This is a genomic window from uncultured Campylobacter sp. (assembly GCF_938039205.1).
In the GTDB taxonomy this organism is placed as follows: Bacteria; Campylobacterota; Campylobacteria; order Campylobacterales; family Campylobacteraceae; genus Campylobacter_A.
In genome coordinates, this window is sequence record NZ_CALHVM010000001.1 from 13,174 (window position 1) to 35,559 (window position 22,386).

Annotated in this window: 24 protein-coding genes and 1 pseudogene; 17 read left to right on the forward strand and 8 right to left on the reverse strand. The window is 45.7% G+C overall.

Going from position 1 to position 22,386, the window contains the following annotated elements; all coding sequences use genetic code 11:
• Window positions 1-4: 4 nt before the first annotated feature.
• From hsrA to Q0394_RS00095, 6 genes are all read right to left on the reverse strand, one after another.
• On the reverse strand, window positions 5-676 hold the full coding sequence (gene hsrA, locus Q0394_RS00070) for a homeostatic response regulator transcription factor HsrA (RefSeq protein WP_002947350.1): 672 nt from the start codon (window positions 674-676) through the stop codon (window positions 5-7).
• Window positions 677-749: 73 nt separating this feature from the next.
• Entirely contained in the window at window positions 750-1,064 is a 315-nt protein-coding gene (locus Q0394_RS00075; RefSeq protein ID WP_298944823.1) for a dihydroneopterin aldolase, read from the reverse strand.
• Window positions 1,061-1,675 carry a glycerol-3-phosphate 1-O-acyltransferase PlsY gene (plsY, locus tag Q0394_RS00080; protein ID WP_298789898.1) on the reverse strand — a complete coding sequence of 205 codons (615 nt, stop codon included), beginning with the start codon at window positions 1,673-1,675 and terminating at the stop codon, window positions 1,061-1,063. Before plsY ends, Q0394_RS00075 begins: the two co-directional genes overlap by 4 nt.
• 592 nt (window positions 1,676-2,267) lie before the next feature.
• Window positions 2,268-4,577 carry a DUF87 domain-containing protein gene (locus tag Q0394_RS00085; RefSeq protein ID WP_298944825.1) on the reverse strand — a complete coding sequence of 770 codons (2,310 nt, stop codon included), beginning with the start codon at window positions 4,575-4,577 and terminating at the stop codon, window positions 2,268-2,270.
• Between the two features lie 140 nt (window positions 4,578-4,717).
• Window positions 4,718-5,440: a PilZ domain-containing protein gene (locus Q0394_RS00090; protein WP_298944827.1), complete on the reverse strand. Its 723-nt coding sequence runs from the start codon at window positions 5,438-5,440 to the stop codon at window positions 4,718-4,720.
• Window positions 5,441-5,605: 165 nt separating this feature from the next.
• Entirely contained in the window at window positions 5,606-6,205 is a 600-nt protein-coding gene (locus Q0394_RS00095) for a peroxiredoxin (protein WP_298944829.1), read from the reverse strand.
• Window positions 6,206-6,370: 165 nt separating this feature from the next.
• On the opposite strand from Q0394_RS00095, the gene Q0394_RS00100 reads away from it, so the two are divergent.
• From Q0394_RS00100 to Q0394_RS00140, 10 genes and pseudogenes are all read left to right on the forward strand, one after another.
• On the forward strand, window positions 6,371-6,655 hold the full coding sequence (locus Q0394_RS00100; protein WP_298944831.1) for a 4Fe-4S dicluster domain-containing protein: 285 nt from the start codon (window positions 6,371-6,373) through the stop codon (window positions 6,653-6,655).
• Between the two features lie 95 nt (window positions 6,656-6,750).
• Entirely contained in the window at window positions 6,751-7,164 is a 414-nt protein-coding gene (gene ndk, locus Q0394_RS00105; RefSeq protein ID WP_298944832.1) for a nucleoside-diphosphate kinase, read from the forward strand.
• 14 nt (window positions 7,165-7,178) lie between these two features.
• On the forward strand, window positions 7,179-7,535 hold the full coding sequence (locus Q0394_RS00110; protein ID WP_298944834.1) for a YceD family protein: 357 nt from the start codon (window positions 7,179-7,181) through the stop codon (window positions 7,533-7,535).
• 11 nt (window positions 7,536-7,546) lie between these two features.
• Entirely contained in the window at window positions 7,547-7,693 is a 147-nt protein-coding gene (gene rpmF / locus Q0394_RS00115; RefSeq protein ID WP_002943740.1) for a 50S ribosomal protein L32, read from the forward strand.
• Window positions 7,694-7,698: 5 nt separating this feature from the next.
• Window positions 7,699-8,688, forward strand: coding sequence for a phosphate acyltransferase PlsX (gene plsX / locus Q0394_RS00120; protein WP_298058660.1), 990 nt, complete (start codon window positions 7,699-7,701; stop codon window positions 8,686-8,688).
• Window positions 8,689-8,707: 19 nt separating this feature from the next.
• Complete coding sequence (locus tag Q0394_RS00125) at window positions 8,708-9,670, forward strand: beta-ketoacyl-ACP synthase III (protein ID WP_298944835.1); 963 nt, start codon at window positions 8,708-8,710, stop codon at window positions 9,668-9,670.
• 170 nt (window positions 9,671-9,840) lie between these two features.
• Window positions 9,841-9,999 (forward strand): DUF2920 family protein, encoded by a 159-nt coding sequence (locus Q0394_RS11925; RefSeq protein WP_366115454.1) that lies wholly within the window; start codon window positions 9,841-9,843, stop codon window positions 9,997-9,999.
• Window positions 9,971-11,023: pseudogene (locus Q0394_RS00130) on the forward strand (DUF2920 family protein); the annotation flags it as partial. The gene Q0394_RS11925 and the pseudogene Q0394_RS00130, both read left to right, overlap by 29 nt.
• 84 nt (window positions 11,024-11,107) lie before the next feature.
• Window positions 11,108-12,358 (forward strand): DUF2920 family protein, encoded by a 1,251-nt coding sequence (locus Q0394_RS00135; RefSeq protein WP_298944858.1) that lies wholly within the window; start codon window positions 11,108-11,110, stop codon window positions 12,356-12,358.
• 4 nt (window positions 12,359-12,362) lie between these two features.
• Entirely contained in the window at window positions 12,363-13,595 is a 1,233-nt protein-coding gene (locus tag Q0394_RS00140; RefSeq protein ID WP_298944837.1) for a DUF2920 family protein, read from the forward strand.
• A gap of 136 nt (window positions 13,596-13,731) precedes the next feature.
• Here Q0394_RS00140 and Q0394_RS00145 read toward each other — a convergent pair whose 3' ends face one another.
• Both Q0394_RS00145 and serC read right to left on the reverse strand, forming a co-directional pair.
• Window positions 13,732-14,475: a hypothetical protein gene (locus Q0394_RS00145; RefSeq protein WP_298944838.1), complete on the reverse strand. Its 744-nt coding sequence runs from the start codon at window positions 14,473-14,475 to the stop codon at window positions 13,732-13,734.
• 302 nt (window positions 14,476-14,777) lie between these two features.
• Window positions 14,778-15,854 (reverse strand): 3-phosphoserine/phosphohydroxythreonine transaminase, encoded by a 1,077-nt coding sequence (serC, locus tag Q0394_RS00150; RefSeq protein ID WP_298944840.1) that lies wholly within the window; start codon window positions 15,852-15,854, stop codon window positions 14,778-14,780.
• A 143-nt stretch (window positions 15,855-15,997) separates the two neighbouring features.
• Here serC and Q0394_RS00155 point away from each other — a divergent pair, with 143 nt between their 5' ends.
• The 7 genes from Q0394_RS00155 (at window position 15,998) to Q0394_RS00185 (ending at window position 21,783) form a co-directional block, all read left to right on the forward strand.
• Window positions 15,998-17,416 carry a CHAD domain-containing protein gene (locus Q0394_RS00155; RefSeq protein WP_298944842.1) on the forward strand — a complete coding sequence of 473 codons (1,419 nt, stop codon included), beginning with the start codon at window positions 15,998-16,000 and terminating at the stop codon, window positions 17,414-17,416.
• A gap of 9 nt (window positions 17,417-17,425) precedes the next feature.
• The gene (ubiE, locus tag Q0394_RS00160) at window positions 17,426-18,142 is read left to right on the forward strand and encodes a bifunctional demethylmenaquinone methyltransferase/2-methoxy-6-polyprenyl-1,4-benzoquinol methylase UbiE (RefSeq protein WP_298944843.1); all 717 of its coding nucleotides are present in this window, start codon (window positions 17,426-17,428) and stop codon (window positions 18,140-18,142) included.
• Window positions 18,136-19,299: an exodeoxyribonuclease VII large subunit gene (xseA, locus tag Q0394_RS00165; protein WP_298944846.1), complete on the forward strand. Its 1,164-nt coding sequence runs from the start codon at window positions 18,136-18,138 to the stop codon at window positions 19,297-19,299. The genes ubiE and xseA overlap by 7 nt, the downstream gene beginning before the upstream one ends.
• Before the next feature lie 107 nt (window positions 19,300-19,406).
• Complete coding sequence (locus Q0394_RS00170) at window positions 19,407-20,075, forward strand: CsgG/HfaB family protein (RefSeq protein WP_298944848.1); 669 nt, start codon at window positions 19,407-19,409, stop codon at window positions 20,073-20,075.
• 9 nt (window positions 20,076-20,084) lie between these two features.
• Window positions 20,085-20,639, forward strand: a complete 555-nt coding sequence (locus tag Q0394_RS00175; protein ID WP_298944850.1) for a DUF4810 domain-containing protein — start codon at window positions 20,085-20,087, stop codon at window positions 20,637-20,639.
• Window positions 20,629-21,309, forward strand: a complete 681-nt coding sequence (locus tag Q0394_RS00180; RefSeq protein WP_298944852.1) for a DUF799 domain-containing protein — start codon at window positions 20,629-20,631, stop codon at window positions 21,307-21,309. Before Q0394_RS00175 ends, Q0394_RS00180 begins: the two co-directional genes overlap by 11 nt.
• A gap of 18 nt (window positions 21,310-21,327) precedes the next feature.
• The gene (locus Q0394_RS00185) at window positions 21,328-21,783 is read left to right on the forward strand and encodes a DIP1984 family protein (protein WP_298944854.1); all 456 of its coding nucleotides are present in this window, start codon (window positions 21,328-21,330) and stop codon (window positions 21,781-21,783) included.
• Window positions 21,784-22,386: the final 603 nt, after the last annotated feature.

The following is a 22,386-nucleotide window of genomic DNA, read 5'->3' on the forward strand; positions in this document are numbered from 1 at the left end:
AATCTTAGGCTTTTTTGGGAAAGCAAAACCTATACCCGCGTCTTCTGACCGTCTCGATAGTCGAGATATTTAACGGTTTATCCATTTTTTGGCGGATTTGATTGATTGCTACTTCGATTACGTTTGGAGTTACGAGCTCAGGCTCCTCCCAGATCGCGTCTAGTAGTTGCTCTTTGCTGACGATCTGATCGCTGTGGCGCGCAAGGTGAGTTAGTACCTCAAACGGCTTGCCTTTTAGCTCGATATCTTGACCTAGATAGGTGATTTTCTCCTCGTCCGGATCGATGATAAGGTCGTCTATCTTGATAACGTTCGTACCGCCAAAGCGCAAACGAGCCTCGATCCTAGCTACCAAAACGTCGAAATCAAACGGCTTTTTGATATAGTCGTCCGCACCAGCTCTAAATGCCTTAACTTCGCTATCTTTATCGTCTTTCGCAGACAGTACGACTACTGCGGTGCGCGGAGATTTGTGTTTGATGATGTTGATCAGATCCACACCGTCGCCGTCAGGCAGCATCCAATCGGTCAAAACCAAATCGTAATTTCTAATACCGATGTAGTATTCGGCATCCTTGAAATTCTCCGAGCTGTCGGTCTGATAGCCGAACTCTTGCAAGCCCTCGGCGATGGTTTTGTTTAGAGTTACCTCATCTTCAACTATTAAAATTCTCATTTTTTCCCTTCAGTGAAATTTGTTGGGATTGTAGCATAAATTAAGCAAGATTTCAAGATACTTTAAAAAAAATTTAATATTTAAACTCAGCTCTTGCGCCAACCGTCGCATTTTTGACGATCTCGATTTTTAAAATTTCCATTTTTAAAAAGCTAAGCGAGCTAAATTTTTCCTTCAACTTTTTCGCGCAAATTTCAAGCGAGCTCTCCACGGTGCCAAATTTCTCCCGCGCGTAAATTTCCTCGATCAAATTTATCACTTCCACGTAGTCTATAAACTCGCCGCTTTCAAACTCCGCGTTCACTCTTACCTTCTGCGGCGTCACGCGCTCAAAATCAAGCAGCCCGATGATAGTGCTAAACTCGTAATCTTTGATAATCGTAGTCAAATTACGCGCTTTTCTTGCCCCGTTATTAGGCGTTTGATGTTTGGCAAATGCTTATAAACGACCAAAAACGCGATCAAAAATATCGGCGCATAGGAGTCGATATCAGGGATTTGCGGCTGAAGCGCAAAAGTCGCTACGATAAACGCCACAAGCGCGGCTAGCGAAGCTAGCGAGGAGATCTTAAGCAGCTTGCCCACGACAAACCAAACTCCAAGCGCGATAATGATTTCAAGCGGCAAAAAAACCGCCAAAACGCCCGCACCAGTGGCTATGCCCTTGCCGCCTTCAAATTTTAAAAACGGCGAATAGCAGTGTCCAAGCACAGAAAGTACCGCCATCGCCCAAAGCGTCGCGGGAGCAAGGCCAAAAAATTTCGCGATCAGTATCGGTAAAACGCCCTTTAAAACGTCGCAAACTACGGTCAAAATCGCGATCTTTTTAGCGAGTTTGGGGTCTTTTTGCTTTAGCACGCGCAAAACGTTGGTCGCGCCGATGCTGCCGCTACCTTCGCTTCTGATGTTTACTCCACCGAAGATATATGCCAAAATCACGCCCGAGGGGATACCGCCTAGCAGATACGCCGCAGCATAAGCTATCAAATTTTCATTCATTTTTTATCCTGATTTTTGTTTAGATTTCGCAATATTAATTAAATTCGGCTGATTTTTTGATAAATCGGTCGTTTTGAAGGGCGGTAAATTTGTAAATTTTACTCGCCGAGACCTGTATCTTTAAGGTACTAAATTTGGTTTGGTCAAATTTGGCGTTGCAGATTGTGTTCTTTGAGTAAAAAACAACCGTTTAAGGTTGTTTTTTACTTTGTTGTAAAGGGGATGGGGCTTAAATTGCGCTCTGCTTTGCAGTTGCGAGTATAGCGAAGCAAAAGAGCTCCCTTCCCCCTTAACAATCCCCCAACCCCTACGACGTGAGAAGTTGCTGCACTGCGTGCAGGTTTAAATTTGACGCTATCGCGTCGCGTGTTTTAAATTTAGCATTTTCAAGATGTGGGTCTCGGTGAGTAAATTTTGAAGCCGAAATTTGCAAATTTGACTTCAAGTTTGAGCGTAAAACGATAAGGTGAAGTATCGTGAGATGATTTTAAATGTTTTGAAGTAAATTTCGTCCCAAGACTAAACATATAGTCTGTCGCAGGGCGAAATTTACGAAATCATTTAAAAGCACTCGCGAGACAAGCCGCTAAATTTACTTCCAAAGAAGATAGAGTTTTTCGTCGTATATATCGCTACTCTTCGGACTCACCTCCACCTCCGTCACCTCCACGTTTTGCACGTCGTTTTTGGCTTTTAGCGCGCTAGCATCTTCTTCAAATTTCGCCATCAGCTCCTCGATCTGCGCGTTTAGCTGGGCGACTTCTTGCTCGCTTAGTTTGACGTCGCTGCGCTCTTTTAGCACGCTGTTTGCCGAACGCGCGGAGGTCGCGACCTTACCGATGTTACCGCTACTTAGTAGCCCTTTGCCAAAAATCGCCCCCAAAATGCTAGCCCCCACCGAGATCGCGGTCTCGATGCCTTTGCTTTTAAAGTCTCGCTGCTCTTTTTCCAGCTTTGCCACCGAGCGGTTTAGCTTCTCTTCTAGCCGCGCTTTTTGTTTGTCAAACTCTGCCGTGAGCTTAGCCGTTTGCGCCTCTAAAATTTCGTTGCATTTATCGGCCAAACGGACGTAAAACTCCTCCTTGCTCTCGCCCGGCGCCGAGCTTAAATTTAGCGCACTAAAGAGCCTAAGCTTGTAATTTCTATAGATAAATTCTTTGAAATTTTTGGTTAGCTCTTTGAAATTTTTAGCTCCCGCGACAAAGCCCGGTAGTGGCGCGTATGAGAGTTTAAAATTTGGCTCCGAAACTGCGGTAAAATGCATATTTTCGCTAGCTTCGCTCCAGTCGGCGCTTTTTTGAGCTTCATCTAGCCTTAGCGTGAAATTTACCTCGCGAACCTCGTCAAGCCCCTTTTTAGCGTCGTAAAATCGCACCTTCGCCTCGCCGTAAAGATATCCCTCTAGCTCGCCGCCCTCCTGCAAATTTGAACTTGCGGCGTAAAGCTGAGCGATGTCGGGCGATAGCACCGGCTTGGCGGCGAAATTTGAGCTTTTTGCCGGGCTTAACCCGCTCAAATTTGACCCGCTCTTTTGCTCTTTCATCAAATTTGAAATCTGCTCGCGGCTAAGCGGTCCTTTTAGATAGCTCAGAGCCCAGCGCGTCGAGATGACGGACAGCCCGTCCTCGTGGATGTTTTTTAGTAGGAAGTTGCGCTTTTGCAAATTTGAGATGAGATTTTCTATCTCGCCTTTATCCATCGCAGAGCCCGCAAGCCCCGTCATACCGTCGATCACGCGCGCTTTGTCCTGCGCGGTTTGCAAGCGCCCGATAAACCACGTGCCGATGTTGCTAAGGCCTTTGTAGTCAAGGTCGACCGGGTTTTGGGTGCTCAGTATCACGCCAAGGCCGTGCGCGCGGGCTTGCTTGAGTAGCGTTAGCATCGGGGTTTTAGACGGCGGGTTGCCGTTTGGCGGGAAAAATCCGAAAATCTCGTCCATATAAAGCACCGCGCGAAGCGAGCTCGTACCCTCGGTCTTGCGCATCCACGCGATGATCTCGTTTAGCAGCAGCGTCACGAAAAACATCCTCTCGCTGTCTTTTAGGTGCGAGATGGTAAAGATATTGCACTTTGCCTTGCCGTTTGCGTTAAAAAGCATCTTTGAGATGTCTAGCCGCTCGCCGCTCAGCCACGCGCGAAAGTCAGGGCTTGCTAGCAACGTGTTGATCTTAACCGCTAGTTTCATGCGATCGGAGCTCGGATAAAATTTCTCCACGTCAAATACGCCGATCTTAGCAAACGGAGGCGTCGCGATAAAGCCGATGAGCTCCTCTAGGCTCACGTCCGCGCCCTGGCCAAATTTATCGATAAAAATGTTTGAGATGAGCAGGTGTTCTTTTGAGTTTACGTCGTTTTCTATGCCAACGAGCGAGAGCACGGAGCTAGCCAGAGAGCCTACGTACTCGCTAAACTCCTCGCTGCCTGCATCTAAATTCGGGCGCGCAAAATCGCCCAGCAGCGCCACGCCGACGCCGCTACTGCTCTTTGGCGTGTAAATTTTTAGCTCGGCGCTATCTTTAAAAAGTCCCACGCGCTCTAGGCTTTGAAACGAGCCTTCGATGCCTTTTGCCCACGTCTGCGCTTCGCTAGCGGCAAATTCATCTACGCTCATGCCTTTGTTTTGCGCTTCGTTTTCATCGATGTACGGCGCAAAATCCTGCGCGCGCATCTGCGGGAACGCCAAGGCGAGGTTTGTCATATCGCCCTTCGGATCGATGATAAATGTCGGGATGTTGTCGATGCAGGCTTCTTCTAGGATACCGATACCAAGACCTGTTTTACCACTACCGGTCATGCCGATGATGGCTGCGTGCGTCGTGAGGTCCTTGTTTTTGTAAAAAAACGGCTCTTTGTCTTTGAGACCGACGTAAAATAGCTTTAAATTTTCTTGGATGGTTTTCATGAAATTTCCTTGTAGATTTTGGGCTATTTTACTGATTTTTGATTAAATTTCGGGTGAAGCTGCGGGGTAAATTTGAAATCGAAGCGGGTAAAATTTAAAAAAGGCAAGCGCAAAGCTCGCCTTTTTATTTTGCATTAATTTTATTGGTAGGTTTTTAGCTGCTCTTTTAGCTCTTCTAGAGTTTCTATTACGCGTTTTTTGGTAAATTTCGCGATATCTTCGCCTGCGCCGTCTTTATCGGCTAGCTGACAACAGTATCTCATCGCGCCTTTATATTTTAGCGCTGCGATAAGTTTTAGATCGGTATCTATTTTTATGTTTTTATTAGAGCCGCTGGCTTCATCCGGTATATATAGCTCAAATTTGGCGTTTACAGGCTCACCCTCTTTAAATCCGCCGTCATCCAAACTAACGACGCCTAGACCTCCCCTTGAGATATCGTATAGGTTGCCCTGTATTTCGCTACCGTTTTGCGTCAAGATCACTCTAGTATAGCGATCGGGATAAACGCGCTGGTGTTTTCTTAAATTCGCGTGCAAATTTTGCATATACGTGAAATTTTGTAGCGTTACGGTCAAATTTGCAAGATCAAATCCGACGATATCCGCCCTTAAATTTTCGGAAAAATATTCATCGCGTACGATATAGGCGTTTTGTTCCTCTTTCATGGCCAAAATTTGCTCTAATGTTACCTTGCAGACGACCGTATCGTCTTCTACATGCTCTACTTCGCCCATGCACTCGACTTTTACGCCATTGTAGAGATTTAGAAAGTGCACCTGGCAGTTATCGTTTCGTACTCTGGCAAATACGGTCACTGCGTCCTCGCGCATAAAAGAGCTGTCGTTATACGTACCGTTCATCTGAAATATGATTCCTTCCGAATAAAGTTTAAAACTAGATTATAGTAAAAAATCCTTATTTTTTCATTTAATTACTGATGTTTTGTATTAAACTTAATGTTGTTTTGGTGTAAAGATGTAGAAAAGAAGAACTAAGGGCGAGAGCTCGCCCTTAAATTTGGATGATTATAGCTTATCCGCATTGTGAGATAGGTAGTCTGCGACGCCTGCCGTATCAGCTTTCATACCTTTATCGCCTTTGTTCCATCCTGCAGGACAAACCTCTCCGTGCTCGTTGGTAAATAGCATCGTATCCACCATTCTGATCATCTCGTCGATGTTTCTGCCAAGCGGAAGGTCGTTGATAACGGCGTGGCGAACGGTGCCGTCTTTATCAAGCAAGAAGCTACCGCGAAGCGCGACTCCCGCATCCTCTAAAAGTACGTCAAAACCGCGAGCGATAGACTTAGTCATATCGGCTACTAGCGGGAAGCGGACTTGGCCGATGCCGCCTTTGTTTACCGGAGTTTCTTTCCACGCAAAGTGAGAGAATTGGTTATCTGTCGAAACGCCGATAACTTCGACACCGCGGGCTTTAAACTCATCGTATCTCTTATCAAACGCGATAATCTCGCTAGGGCAAACGAATGTAAAGTCCATAGGGTAGAAAAATACTACTGCGCCCTTCTCGCCGATATTTTTATATAGGTTGAAATCGTTCACGATTTGATTGCTTCCTAAAACTGCTGCAGCTGTAAAATCAGGTGCTTTTTTTGTTACTAACATTTTTTCTCCTTAATAATTTTTATTTGTAGCGAAATTATATCATCTAAAGATTAAAAAGAGCTAAAAATTTAACGTTTTCGTTTTAAAATTTAACGCAAAAATTTAATATCAAATTTACTTAGTTTTTGATATTCTTGCGAAAATTTTGACCAAAAAGGATAAAAAATGGCAGTAAAAATAACAGACATTTGCATAAGTTGCGGCTCATGCATCGACGAGTGCCCGACGAGCGCCATCGTAGACGACGCGGATAACCCGACCGGCGAGGACGCATACTACGTCTATGCCGATAAATGCGTCGAGTGCGTAGGATTTAACGACGAGCCGGCATGCGCCTCAGCCTGTCCGACCGACGGCTGTATCGTTTGGGACGCCCCATATGCAGGACAGCCTTCTCGCGCCGAGATAACTGCAGATATGAGAACGGGCGAAACCGCCGTCATCTCGTAAGCTACGCATCTAAGCCCTTTTGCGGGGCTTATTTTGAAATTTAATTTTTTTTTGATATAATCACCGCCTTATAAAAACCACAAAAAGGAAATTTTATGCAACAAACGCTTTCTATTATTAAGCCTGATGCCGTAAAAAAGGGCATTATCGGAAAAATCGTGGACAGATTCGAAAGCAATGGACTAAGAATCGCCGCTATGAAAAAAGTCAAACTAAGCACATGCGACGCAAAAGCTTTCTATGCAGTTCACAAAGACAGACCTTTCTTCAACGATTTGGTTGATTTTATGGTGAGCGGACCGGTCGTAGTTATGGTTCTTGAGGGCGACGATGCGGTAGCTAAAAATCGCGATCTAATGGGCGCAACAAACCCAAAAGAAGCAAAACCGGGCACTATTAGAGCCGACTTTGCAGAGAGCATCGACGCAAACGCCGTTCACGGTAGCGATAGCCTAGAAAACGCTAAAAACGAGATTGTATTTTTCTTTGCAACAAGAGAAATTTGCTAAATTTAGGTTAAATTTTGAAAATATCTTTCGCCAAAATTGCAAATAACCAAATGCCGTTCGCGTTAAACTTGGACGGATTAAATTTTAACGGCGAACTAAAAAGAGTAAATCAAAATTTAGTTAGTTGCAAAGGCAAGATCGTAGGTGAGATAGCTCACAACTGCGACCGATGCGGCGAAGATATAAATTTAAAGCTTGATGAAGACGTAAATTTGATATTAAGCGACGGAATTTATAAGGATAAAGAAGAAAACCTTGACGATGTAGTCGAGTTTTTCGACGGCTTTATAAATTTAGAAGAAGTATTAACAAGCGAAATAGAAGCTTTTAAGAGCGATTATTTTTATTGTGATAAATGTAAAAATCTATAAAGGAGAATAAAATGGCAGTACCTAAACGAAGAGTAAGTCATACTCGCGCGGCAAAGAGAAGAACGCACTACAAAGTAACGCTTCCGGTTCCCGTAAAAGATAAAGACGGCTCATGGAAAATGCCTCACCGCGTAAATAAAACTACCGGAGAGTATTGATACAAATGACCAGCATTTGCATTGACGCGATGGGCGGCGACTTCGGTCCGCAACCTATTATCGGCGGCGTGATCGAGGCTTTAAAAGAAGTAAAATTTGAAGCCGTTTTGGTAGGCGATATGAAAATTTTAGAGAGCCTTGTTCCGCAAAATTTAAAACAATACGTAAAATTTATTCAAGCCGACGAGGTCGTTTCTATGAGCGACGGCGCCACCGATGCGTTAAAGCGAAAAGAAAGCAGTATTTTTAAGGCTATCGAGCTACTTAAAAATAAACAAACTATGGCCGTAGTTTCGGCGGGACACAGCGGAGCTACGATGAGTCTTGCCACGCTTCGAGTCGGGCGACTGAAAAATGTCTCGCGCCCGGCGATAGCGACTCTAATGCCAAACGTAACCGGCGGCAACACGCTAGTTTTGGACGTCGGCGCAAACGTGGACTGTAGGCCGGAGCATCTATTTCAATTTGCGATAATGGGCGAAGCCTACGCAAAAGAAATTTTAAAAATAAAATCCCCTAAACTAGGACTTTTATCTAACGGCGAAGAGAGCAGTAAGGGCAACGAGGCGACTAAAGAAGCCTTTGAAATGATCTCAAAACTCGACAGCTTCGTAGGCAACGCAGAAGGAAATCAGGTTTTTGACGGAAGTGTCGATGTCGTTATTTGCGATGGATTTGTCGGAAATATCCTACTAAAAACAAGCGAAGGCGTAGCTGACGCGATAACTAAAATCATCAAAAAACATGTTAAAAAATCCCCGGTCGCTATAGCAGGCTCGCTTCTCATGAAAAAAGTTTTTAAAACATTAAAACAGCAAGTTGATTACGACGAATATGGCGGTGCACCGCTACTTGGCGTGAACGGCTGCGTCATAATAAGCCACGGTAAAAGCACACCAAAAGCTATCAAAAACGCGATATTTCAAGCTCTAAAATTCGCAAACTCCGATATAAATAAAGTCATCGAAGACGAGCTTTCGCACTTTGCAAAATGAAATTACAAAGAAAAATTTAATGCCAAAAGCCTCGCTAATATCCATAGCCGCATATGCTCCACCTAAAATTTTAACAAATTTCGACCTTGAAAAAATGGTGGAAACCAGCGACGAGTGGATAGTTAAGCGCACCGGTATCAGCCAAAGACGCATAGCGCAGGATGAAGATACGAGCGAACTTGGCACGAAAGCGGCAAAAATAGCGCTTGAAAGAGCAAATTTGACAGCAAAAGATATCGACGCGGTTATCTGCGCGACTATCTCGCCCGATCACTTTTGTATGCCTTCAACGGCGTGCAAGATCGCTAAAAATTTAGGTATAAATGCTATTACAGCATTTGATATAAGCGCGGCGTGCACCGGTTTTATTTATCTGCTTGAGCTTGCAAAATCATTAATTGAAAGCGGATGCAAAAAAAACGTATTGATAATTGGAGCCGAAAAACTAAGTAAGATTGTCGACTGGACGGACAGAACGACTTGCATACTATTTGGCGACGGAGCAGGTGCCGCGGTCGTAAGCGCTAGCAAAGAAAACGAAATAATCGACGTTCACACCGCAGCCGACGGCAACTACGCGAACCTACTCATAACGCCAGGTGGCGAAGAGAAATTTATCAAGATGTCGGGCAACGAAGTCTTTAAAATCGCCGTCCAGACGCTAACCAAAGACGTCGTAGATATCCTGGAAAAAAATCAAATTTCAAGCGATAAAATCGATCTTTTTATACCTCATCAGGCAAATTTACGCATCATTGAAGCAGTCAAGCAACGCTTAAATTTTACAAACGAGCAGTGCGTCGTAACAGTTGGAAAATACGGCAACACAAGCTCAGCCTCTATACCTATGGCGATGAACGAGGCATACGAAGCGGGCAAGCTTAAAAAAGGCGATTTGCTTTTACTTGACGCATTTGGAGGCGGTTTTACTTGGGGTTCGGCTCTACTTAAATTTGGCGGCGAAACTGCAAATAATTTCTAATCTCGCAGTTAAAATTTAAATCTTACGCTTAAATTTATCAAAACCAAAAATCGATTCCATAATCCTTAGTATAACCACCGCATAGCTTACGATCGACCGATTACACTTGACAAAAAAGCTAAATTTAGCTCGGCAGAGGTATAATACAAGAAATCACGGAAGGCAAAAAAATGGTAGTCAGTAAAATCTACGAAATCAACTCTTGCGACGATATGGAGCTGGGCGTTAAACGCTCTACGAAATTAAACTTCAAACTGTGCTACGATGACGATAAGCCGGTTAACGCCATAGTTTTTTATAGTGCCTGGATGCGGCGGCGACGTCGATAAAGCATATAGAGACCATCTAGCCGAATTTACCGCCAGAGAATTTAACGTAGCCGTGATCAATGTAGATTATCACCATATCTACAACAGATTAGTTACGGGCGCTAGATACTATATGGACGAATTTGATCAAGAAATTTTAAGAGAAAAATGCCGAGAAATAAACCTGCAACTAGGCGGCGATCTGAGCTCGCTAAAAAATTTCGATAAGCTAAACGGCGTCTTGTCTGCGGTTAGTAACTATATAGACAACAATAAAAATAGTGGAGCATTTCCAAAAGATTTTGTTTTAAATTTATCCCTTACGATTGATCCGGCAAAAGACGAATACCAAAATTTCGGCATTATGCAGGCACAGGATTTGATAAATGCCCTACTTTTTATAAAGGCAAATGCGCCGTTTAAAGCGATTAAAAATTTAAACGAACTACCAGTCGTCATGATCGGCAGCTCGCACGGAGGCTACCTATCGCATATGGCCGCCAAGATCGCTCCGTGGCTCATAGACGGCATCATCGATAACAGTAGCTATGCCAAGTATCCGCTTAGGATCGTGGGATTTGGTAAGGAGCTTGACTATATGAATCACTGCTGCTCATCAAATGATATGCTTTTTAAACATATAAATTTTTTCATCTCCGACAAGACGCTTTGGACCTTAAAAGATGGCTCCGATAAGAGATTTATGCCAGCGCACGAAAAGATACGTTATATTTTAAATTTAGACCACGTAAAAACCCAAAGCAAATATCCAAAGCCGATTTATCTAAGCTATCACTATGCCGGAGACGATATCGCTCCTATCGCTGATAAATCAGAACTTTATAGCGAATTTAACGCATGCGGCATAGACGCGACATTAAAAATAATAAAAGATGAAAGCGAGCTTGATGGCAAATTTATCAAATCGCTAACTCACGGCTTTGATATGTCCATCAAAACGCTGATCTCAAAAGAGCTTCCGCCGATGTTAGCCAAGATCGCAACTCGCCCTAAACAACCTTGCGAGGATAAAAGCATAACTTATATCTCGGAAAATTTAGAATATAAGTTTTTTGAAGCAAACGACAAAATCAATCTACAAGTTTCAAAAATATGGCAAAACGGCACGATAGTTAAAAAAACGTATAAAATCCACTCTTGCGACGATATAGAGCTTGATATAAAGCGAGAAAGCCTGCTAGAGTTTAACCTTTGCTTTGATACCAAAAAGCCGGTCTCGTCAATAGTTTTTATAATCCCTGGCTACGGAGGAGACGCGGACAGCAACTACCGCGAGCACTTAGCGCAGTTTGTCGCGAGCGAATTTAGCGCAGCTGTAGTAGGCGTAAACTACCACTGTATCGGCGATAGACCGCAAACAGGAGCGACGATATTTTTTGACGATTTAGATAGATCGATATTAAAAAAAGAATGCGCCAGGTGCGGCATAGAGCTCCCGGAAAATTTAAGCGTAATCGATACGCAAACCCTGCTTGATATCGACAATCTAATAGACGCAAGAAAACGCGATAAGACAGCACCTCAAGACTTGTCTCTTAAACTATCTATTTCCCTTCAACCGACTAAAAACGAATATCAAAATTTCGGCATTATGCAGGCGCAGGATTTGATCAATGCGCTACTTTTCGTAAAAGCCAGCGCTCCTTTTGAGTGCGCAACCGACATAAACGACCTACCAGTCGTCATGATAGGCAGCTCGCACGGAGGCTATCTATCGCATATGGCCGCCAAAATCGCCCCATGGCTCATAGACGGCGTCATAGATAACAGCAGTTATGCGCTAGCGCACTGGCCTTTTATCGGCTTTGGCAAAGAGATAGATTACATGAAATATTACAGCGGTTACACCAGCGAATGCTATCACAATATCGAGCTTTATTTATTCGACAAGACGCATTGGACGCTAGACAAGGCTTCGCCGGCTTATTTTTCCAAATCAAGAAAATATATAAGAGAAATTCTAATGCCGCAACACCTCAAAGTCCAAAGCGGCTATAAAAAGCAAATTTACACGAGTTATCATTACGCTTATGACGATTTTTACGCTCCGGCTAGCGAAAAACAACGACTCTACGACGAACTGAAAAATTTAGGCTACGACGCTACTCTAAATATAATAGAAAATGAAAGTCAGCTTGACGGTAAATTTATCAAAACGCTAACGCACGGTTTAGATATGTCGATAAAAACGCTAATCTCAAAAGAGCTTCCGCCGATGCTGGCCAAAATCGCAGCTCGACCGAAACAGCCTTGCGAGGATAAAAGCATAAGTTACGTTTCAGACGATTTAGAATATAAATTTTTTGAAGCGAACGACAAGATAAATTTAGAGATAAAAGAACAAAATCTACCGCAGTAAAATCATGATAATAAATAAAACATACGAGATCCCATCCTGCGACGACGTAGAGCTTGGCATAAAGCGAGATTCGCTACTTGAGTTTAAGCTCTGCTACGACGACGAAAAGCCGGCTAGAGCTCTAGTTTTCATAGTGCCGGGTCTTGGTGGCGACGCGAACGAAAACTATAGAGAGCACTTAGCGCAGTTTGTCGCGAGCGAATTTGAGGTAGCCGTAGCGAGTCCGAACTACCACTGTATCGGCAACAGACCGCAGACGGGGGCAACCTATTTTTTAAACGATTTAGACAAAATCATCCTTAAAAACAAATGCTCACAAATCGGTATAGAAATCCCAAACGATACTAGTTACGGCGAACTCTCAGTGCTAGATGCCTATCTAGGCAAGGTAAAAGCAAGCGGCGGTTTGCCGAGTGATTTTAAACTAGAAATATCCGTAACGCTGCAGCCGACCAAAAACGAGTATCAAAATTTCGGAGTTATGCAGGCTCAAGACGTGATAAATGCTGCGCTTTTTATCAAGGCAAATCCGCCGTTTAAACCCGCGACCGATATAGACGAGCTGCCCGTGATCCTAGTCGGTAGCTCGCACGGCGCATACATAAACGCCTTAGCAGCTAAATTTGCTCCGTGGCTCGTGGATGGCCTCATCGACAACAGCAGCTACGCGAAGCTAAACTGGGAGCTCATAGGCCTAGGCAAGGAGATAGATTATCTCAAATTTCGCGAATACTCGACAGATATATATTTTAAAAATATCAAAATTTACGTCTTTACCAAAACGATGTGGACGCTACTGGATAAATCCTCGCCTCGATATTTCTCGCAGGCGCGCGAAGATATACGAAACGCCCTAGACGCCGCGCATCTAAAAATCCAAAGCGAGTATCCAAAGCCTATCTATGTCGGCTATCACTGCGCCATAAACGACCACTGCGCATCGCCCGAGGAAAAAGCACAGCTCTACGAGGAACTGCAAAAACTCGGCTTTGACGCGACTTTACACATGATAAAAGACGAGAGCGAGCTTGACGGCAGATTTCTCAAAAAGCTAACGCACGGCCTGGATATGTCCATCAAGCTTTTGATCACTAAGGAGCTGCCGCCGATGCTAGAAAAGATAGCGTCCCGCGAGAAGCAAATTTGCGAGAATAAAAGCATAAGCTATATTTCAGACGATTTGGAATACAAATTTTTTGAGGCGAACGGTAAGATAAATTTGGAGATAAAAAGATGATTTTATTTGTAAAATTTGCGTTTACTAGGGGCTAATTTGAGCGGCAAATTTGATAAAAGAAAATTTAAGAGGAAAAAGCCGCGCGACAACTAAAAGCAAATTTATATGCAAATTTGATAAAAAGCTCAAGCCTAATTTACTCTAAACTAAAAAATCGCCTCATCTTGCGCTTCCAGTCGTCTTTTGGTATTTCCGTGTCGTTTGGATCGTCGCTCCAAACCTCGTGTTTGTCCTCGAAAAATATCGCAGACCTTTGAGCTTGCGGCATAAATTTCGTCTTGTCCTCCACGGGGATTTTGTTCGCCCGAAAATACCGCAATAACTCAAAATAATCATCTCTACTATAGCAATTTACCAAAAAATAATTTCTATTTTTCATCCTTATGACGAAATTTTTACGCAGTAGCCACAGCGGTTCGCCCGATTTTTTGAGTTTATAGATTTTAAACGGTAGCGCAAATATCAAATAAACTAAAAGATATCTTATAAAGTCTCTCGTTTTGTTAAAATGCACGCCGATAGAGGACTTTTTATAGAGCTGATACGGGGTAAAAAAGTGAAATCTGCCGTATCTGCTGTCAAGTTCGCTAATAACGCAAAAATAGACCTTTTCTACGTCTTTTACGAGGGCGATTTTCTCCTCGCTCTCTACTTTGTTTACGTAGACATACTCTATATGATAAATTTGCTCGTTAGAAAATCTAAAAAAGCTCGGTTTTTGTTTAAAAACTCGCGGCGCGAAAACGTATGTATTGTATAGGCAGAATAATAAAAAAGATGCGGGCAAAGCAATAAGATAAATGCGATATAAAAGCCCATAGTCGCTAAAAGCAAATACAAAAACGAGAATCGAGTAAAGAATAATATAATATCCCGCCAAAAACAGCGCGCCGTAGTCGTTTATGATTATCGGATTTTCGTCGTAGTTTCTTAAATTTTTCCAAATTTTGCTTCACGCAGTTAAATTTAAAATGGATAACAAAAGGCGGGCGCGAGCTAAATTTAACTAGGTAAATTTAAGACCGGCTCGCCGTAAAACCGAAGCAAATTTAAGCGGCCGCCCTCAAGCCAAAGCCGCTTAAATTTGAGTAAAAAGCAAAATTTGACGCGCCCCGAATTTAAACCCCCGAGTTTAAATTTACCCGAAACAAATCCAAATTCGAGCAGTGCGTCTAGTCAAATTTACCCGTTTTTCCTAGCAAATTCCTTCATAAACTCAGCCAAAGTTCGCACGTTTTCGATACTCACGGCGTTGTATATCGAGGCTCTGATACCGCCTACGTGACGGTGTCCTTTTAGACCCAGCATGCCCGCACTTTCGGACTCGGCGATAAAGGCCGCCTCTAGCTCGCGGTTTGCGATAGTAAAGCTAACGTTCATCAGCGAACGGCTATCTTTTTGCGCATGTCCTTTGTAAAAGCCGCCAGAACCGTCGATCGCGCCGTAAAGCAGCGCCGCCTTTTGCTCGTTGATCTCATTTATAGCCGCTAGACCGCCCTGATCTTGCACCCAGCCCAGCGTCAAATTTAGCAGATAGATGCCAAAGGTCGGCGGCGTGTTGTATAGCGACGCAGCGCTAGCGTGCGTATCGTAGCGAAGCATCGTCGGAGTGCGCTCCATGCAGGCTCGCTCCAGCATATCTTTGCGGATGATGACGACGGTTACGCCGCTTGGGCCGGCATTTTTCTGCGCGCCGCCGTAGAGCAGCCCCACGTCCGTGAAATCAACCGGCCGCGAGAAAAAATCGCTCGACGCATCGACTACTAACGGAGCTTTGGAGCGAGGCAGCTCGCGGTACTGCGTGCCGTAGATGGTGTTGTTCGTGCAGAGGTAGCCGTATGCGGCGGCGTCGTCAAATTTAACCTCAGGGATGCGGTCGTAGGAGGTTTCCTTGCTGCTGGCGACCACTTCGTAGGATACGCCGACGTTTGCGGCCTCTTTTATCGCCTTGCTCGTCCAGACGCCTGTATCTGCGTACTGCGCGACGCCTTTGGCGGCTAAATTTAGCGGTATCATCGCAAACTGCAAATGCGCGCCGCCTTGCAAAAATAGCACGTCGTACTCTTCGCCGATACCGTATAATTCGCGCGCCTTAGTCATCGCGCCGTAGTGCACCTCTTCAAAAATCTTGCTTCGGTGGCTGATTTCCATTATCGAAAAGCCCTTACCCTGATAGTCGGTGAGCTCGTTTTGAGCGCGCTCGAGCACGCTAAGAGGCAGAGCCGAAGGGCCCGCGCTAAAATTTAGCTTTCTATTCATCCAAACTCCTTTCAAATTTGATCTGATTTTAGCGTTATTTGCGTTAAAAAATCATTTCGCGTCGCAAGGGAGGCGGCAAAAGGAAGCAAATTTTACACTTTAAGCTACCTTTTGATACAATTTTTCATATTAAGGAGCGAAATTTGATAGAAATCGAGCGTAAATTTATCCTGCGTGACGCCGCCGTCATAAGCGAGCTAAAGGCCCGCGATATCGACGTTCAGCAAAAAGAGGTGACGCAAATTTACGTCAAAATCACTCCGCTTGAGGAGATTAGATTTCGCGAGACTTCGGGCGTTTTTACGATCACGCAAAAATCAGGCGTCGGCCTAGCGCGCGAGGAAAATGAGAGCGAAACGGATGCTAAAAGCTTTAAAAAAGCCCTAAAAAACGCGGTCGCCGCTCCGATAAAAAAGACGAGATTTTTATTTAGGCTTGACGGCGTTGCTTGCAACGTCGATATTTTTCACTGCGCTTTAGAGGGGCTTGTTACTTTCGAGGCCGAGTTTGGCGGCGAGCGCGAGGCGGCAGAGTTTAGCCTGCCCGAGTTTATCGCCGCGCACATAGCTAGCGAGGTCACGGAAGATGAACGCTATAAAAATAAAAATTTAGCGCTTTTTGGCCTGCCGCAGGGCAGTTTCGACGCGCAAAAGAGCATTGAAATTTTACAAAATAGCCCAGGGCTAGAGCTAAATTTACCAAGCTACATCGGCGCGATGGACGCGATGCGGATGGTGTTTTTTCAGATATTTACGATGCTTCGTAAATATCTAAGCAAATACGCAATCTCTGGCGATGCCGAGGCGCTACACCAAATCCGTATAAATCTGCGCAAAACGCGCTCGCTACTTAAAATTTTCACTCCCGTTTTCGACCGGAAAACGGCTTGCTATTTTCTGCTAAATTTTAAAAAACTAGCCGAGCTAACCAACCAAAAGCGCGATATAGACGTATTTTGCGAGTTTTTGCAAAAACTAAAAGGCTTTGAGTCACTAGCTAGCGAGCTAGAAAATCTAAGCAAAACCCTAGCCAAAAGCGTTCAGGCTGAGCTGCAAAGCGACGAAGCAAACGAAATTTTGCGCGACTGGGAGGTGTTTTTACGCGAGGGAAGCGACTTTTTTAAAGGCGAGCTAGGAGACGCGCCGATAAAAAAACTCGCCGCAAAATCCATGCGAGCTCAAATTTTACGCCTCAAAAAATCTCTCTCAAATTTGAGCGAAACCACCGAAAACACGCAGTTTCACAAGTGCCGCATCGAGATAAAAAGACTAAGATATCTAAGCGAGATTTTCGGCGGCGGTTTTGATTTTGCTACAGCTAAAAAATGCTTTAAAAAGAGCAAAATTTTACAAGAAACCTTTGGCTCGCTGCAAGACGCCGACATCTGGCTAGGCCTACTAGCGCACGTAAAAAGCGGCGCCGAACAAAAGCGCATAGACAAACTCCAAGCTAAAATTTACAAAAAAATCTACGAGCTGCGAAGCGAAATTTTGGACTCAAAGCCTAAAATTTTAAAAAGCCTCACAAAGCTTTCGCGCGGCTTAAAAATCTACTATATCTAAAGAGAAAAAATGGAAAAACAAGAAAAAATAGTTCAGATGTTTAACGACATTGCGCCGACCTACGACCTGGCAAACCGCGTGCTGAGCATGGGCGCGGACGTGAGCTGGCGCAAGATCGCTTGCAAAACGGTTCTGTCAAATTTCAAAGACTCAAGCGTAAATATCGTCGACGTCGCATGCGGCACGGGCGATATGATGGGCTTTTGGCAAAAGACGGCGGGCGAGTTTAACGCAAAAATCGAAAATCTAATCGGCGTCGATCCCTCAAGCGGCATGCTCGCGGTCGCCAAACAAAAATTTCCTGAGTTTAAATTTATCGAGGCGTTAGCGACGCAAACGACGCTTGATAGCGGCTCGATGGACGTGCTAAGCATCAGCTACGGCATCAGAAACGTAGTCGAGCGCGAGGCCGCGCTAAGAGAGTTTAACAGAGTGCTAAAAATGGGCGGATATGCCGTAGTGCTTGAGTTTACCAAACGTAAAAAAGGTGGGATTTTAACGGGCGCTCGCGACTTTTATCTAGGTAAAATTTTGCCTAAAATCGGCGGCTTTATCTCCAAAAATCAAGAAGCCTACGAGTATCTGCCAAACTCGATCGAGGGCTTTTTAGACGCCAAAAGCTTTGCGGGCGAACTTGCCGCCGCGGGCTTTGAGATGCGCCTTTGCAAGAGCTTTTCGATGGATATTTCTACTCTTTTCATCGCGCAAAAGGCCCGTGAGTGCTAAGCGTCAGCGAGCTAAACGAGCAGGCCAAAACTCTGCTTGAGACGACGTTTTCATACGTCGAGGTAGAGGGCGAGATCTCGCGGCTAGTGAGGCACGGCTCGGGCCACTGGTACTTCACGCTAAAAGACGAAAAGGCCGCGATCTCGGCGGTCATTTATAAATTTAACGCCGCTAAGCTCAAATTTGATGTCACGGACGGCATGAAAGTCGCTCTCTACGGCAAAATTTCGCTCTACTCGCCAAGCGGCAGCTATCAGTTTATCGCGACCCTGATACGCCCCAGCGGCGAGGGCGAGCTCGAACTTGCCTTTAAACAGCTAAAATCGCGGCTTGAGAGCGAAGGGCTTTTTGATATCTCGCACAAAAAACCGCTACCCAAATTTCCGCGCAAGATCGCGCTTATTACCTCAAAAACATCAGCCGCACTGCAAGATATGCTGCGTATCGCTTCGCAGCGCTGGGCGCTATCGGAAATTTTAGTTTTTGACTCGCTAACGCAGGGCGAAACCGCGCCCGCCTCGCTCATACGCGCGCTAAAAAGAGCGGGCGCTAGCGGAGCCGACGCGATCGTGCTGGCGCGAGGAGGCGGTAGCAGAGAGGATCTGTGGTGCTTTAACGACGAAAATTTAGCCCGAGAGATCTACGCGGCGCGCACGCCCGTGATATCGGCCGTCGGGCACGAGATTGATTACGTGATCAGCGACTTTGCGGCTGATTTTCGCGCCCCGACACCAAGCGCGGCGATGGCTGCGCTACTGCCCGATATGGGCGAGCTAATGCAAAGCATAGATAGGTTAAGCGAGGCGGCGGACGCGGCTTTCGTGCGCGTTTGGGAGCGTAAATTTAACGCTCTAGCGATGATGAGAGCGAGATTTTCTCAGGCGAGCCTCACGCAAAAAATCGCTCGCAAGGAGCAAATTTTGCTAAATTTACGGCAGGCTTTAGACGCCGCCGCGCAAACCAAACTGCTCAAATTTGAAAACTCGCTAAAACTCGCCCGCGCCGCATACGCGCAACAAGAGTCCTTTTTCGCGCAGATTTCAAATTTCGTCCGAGTGCAAAAAGAGGGCAAAACCGTAAATCTAAGCGATCTAAAACCGGGCGACCGCATCGCGCTAAGCTCGGTAAACGCAAGCAAAGAGGCGGAAATTTTATAGTCAAATTTGACCCGGCCGATGCCGCGGCTTAAGTTTTTAGGCAGGTTAAAATTTTTTAAGCTAAAAATAGTAAGATAATAACGCAAATCAAAATTTAAAGGAGCGATATGAAAACGAACGTAAAATTTTTACTAGCTGCGTGCACCGCAATGCTGATAACCGGCTGCGCGACGGAGAGCTCTCGCGTAGTAGAAACGCCGAAAGTTCAAACCCCAAGCGCCGCCTATCAAGGACAAAAGATCGCCGTTTCTATCGGCCGCTTTAGCAACCAGTCCTCATACCAAAACGGCGTATTTTCAGACGGCGAGGACAGACTAGGTAACCAAGCCCAAACCATCCTCATCTCAAATTTACAACAAAGCGGACGCTTTTCGGTGCTTGACCGCAGCAACATGCGCGCCATCAAAGAAGAAAGCGCGCTAAACAAAGAGGCGCAAAACATCAAGGGCGCAAGATACGTCATCACGGGCGACGTGACGGAGTTTGGCCGTAAAACTACGGGCGATCATCAGCTTTTTGGGATACTTGGCAAAGGCAAAACCCAAACCGCCTACGCGAAGGTAAATCTTAACGTCGTGGACGTGAAAAACTCCGAGGTGATCTACTCTACTCAGGGTGCCGGCGAGTACGAGCTCTCAAACCGCGAAGTACTGGGCTTTGGCGGTAGCGCGGGTTATGATTCGACGCTAAACGGCAAGGTGCTAAGCCTAGCCATCATCGAGGCCGTAAATAACCTAACGCGCGGGCTTGAAAGCGGCGCTTTTAACGCGAAATAAGGATAAATTTTGCGCTTTAAAACTCTAGCCAATTTCGCGCTCGCCTCCGCCGCCGCCCTGCTACTATCTGGCTGCGCGGACGACTCGCCTAGGCAGCTATACTACTGGGACGGCGCCTACACGAGCTCGGTCTACGAGTATCTAACCGAAGAAGGTGACGCAGGCGCACAGATCGCCGCACTCGAGGAGAGCCTGCAAAAAGCCTATCAAAGAGCCGCCAAAGCTCCGCCGGGACTGCACGCGCATCTAGGTTTGCTCTATCTCTCGCAAGGAAACGGGGCGAAATTTAAAGCCTACGTCGAAAAAGAGGCCGAGCTCTACCCAGAGTCGCACGACTACGCGATGTTTTTGCTAAATCAAAACGGCAAAACGGCGGGTGCAGCAGGCAAAACGGCGGCAAATTTAGGCGAGCAGACGAAGGAAAAGTCAGGCGCAAGCGAGTCAAATTCAAACAACAAAGGCTCAAATTTAGACGAGCAAACGAGCAAGCAAAATTTGAAAAACAAACAAACAAAATCTGCCAAAACTAGCAAGACCGCAAAAGGAAGCCAAAATGAAAAATAAAATAAAATCAGCGCTTCTTGGCGCATTTGCAGTGCTATTTCTGGGTGCGTGCGCAGGCTCGCAGCCCGAGGTTTACGACTATTCGGCGTTTTTGCAGACCAAGCCTCGCTCGATCATCGTCGTGATGCCCACCAGCGACTCAGCCGAGATAAAGGCCTCCGCAGCGGTGCTGGCAAACGCGCTCTATCCGCTTAGCGAGGCGGGATATTACGTATTTTCGCCCGCGCTCGTAAACGAGACCTTCAAAAATAACGGCATCTACGACGCAGGCGAGATCGCGAAGATCTCTACGTACAAGCTAAAGCAGATATTTGGCGCCGACGCCGCGCTCTACCTCAACGTCGCCGACTACGGCACCTCGTACATGCTGATTAACAGCGTCACGCGCGTGAGCGTAGCGGCGACTCTAGTGGATCTAAACACCGGCGCCGTGCTCTGGCAAAAAAGCGCCACCGCGGCAAACGACTCGGGCGACGGCGGCGGCAACCTCATCGGTATGCTAGTCTCCGCGCTAGTTAAACAGATCGCCGACTCGGTCTCGGACGCGAGCTTTGACCTCTCGGCGCGCGCGGACGCGATTTTGTTTAGCACCGACTGCCGAGACTGCTTGCTCTACGGCCCGTATTCGCCGCGCTACGGACAGGATAGGCAGCTAAATCGCGGCAAATAAATTTGAAAAAGGACGAAAATGAAACTAGCCGAGGCACTGATACTGCGCGCCGATATACAAAAACGCATCGAGCAGCTAAAATCAAGGCTCGCGGATAACGCAAAGGTGCAAGAGGGCGATAAACCCAGCGAAGAGCCAAAGGCGCTGCTAGCAGAGCTAGACGCGCTTGCTGGCGAGCTTGAGCGCCTGATAGTTCGGATAAATTTAACCAACTGCACCGCAAAAGCGGACGGCAAGAGCCTAACCGAGCTAATCGCCAAGCGCGACGTACTCACGCTAAAAGCGGGTGCATTGCGGGCTTTTGCGCAAGCTTCCGCGCAAAAAGTGGACGTTTATTCGCGCAGCGAGATTAAAATTTTAAGCACGGTTGATGTCGCGGCGCTGCAAAAGCAGGTGGACGAGCTGGCTAAGCAGATCAGACAGCTTGACACGACGCTGCAAGGCGCAAACTGGCAGACCGATCTGACCAACTAAAGCGTCAAATTTAGCGGCGAAATTCGAGCGAATTTCGTGAAAATTAAAATTTCGGGTAAGTATCGCAAGAGGCGAGTACGAAACTCACCTGTGAAACAGGTTTATGGCAGCGCTCGCGGAAACGGGCGCACCCCTTTTACGATTTATTTTCAGTAAATTTACAAGGGCAATGTAACTACGCAATGTAACTACCGCGTACTGATCTAGCGATACCGAGGGCGGGAACGGGGAAATTTAAAAACGAAATTTTAATTTGGCGCGATTTTGGCTTGCGATCTCGCGGCAAAATTTATCAGCGATCTGGGCGGATTTGACGCTCAAATTTTGCGTTAAATTTAGGCGCTCTCGCCATTTTGCATTTTGACCCGTCTGGCGTCAAATTTTTACAACAATCATAAAATTTAGCCAAATTTAAAGGATGAAATTTGAAATTTAAAACCCTTGCGTTAGTAGCTGCGCTTTTCTTTGCAACCGGCATAAATGCAGAGCTCGCGACAGAAGCAAATTCCATGAATTTTAGAAAAACGAGCGACGCAGAGCAAAATCTTGCGGACGCAAAAGACGCCAAATTTCAAGACGCGCATTTTAAAAACACAGATACCG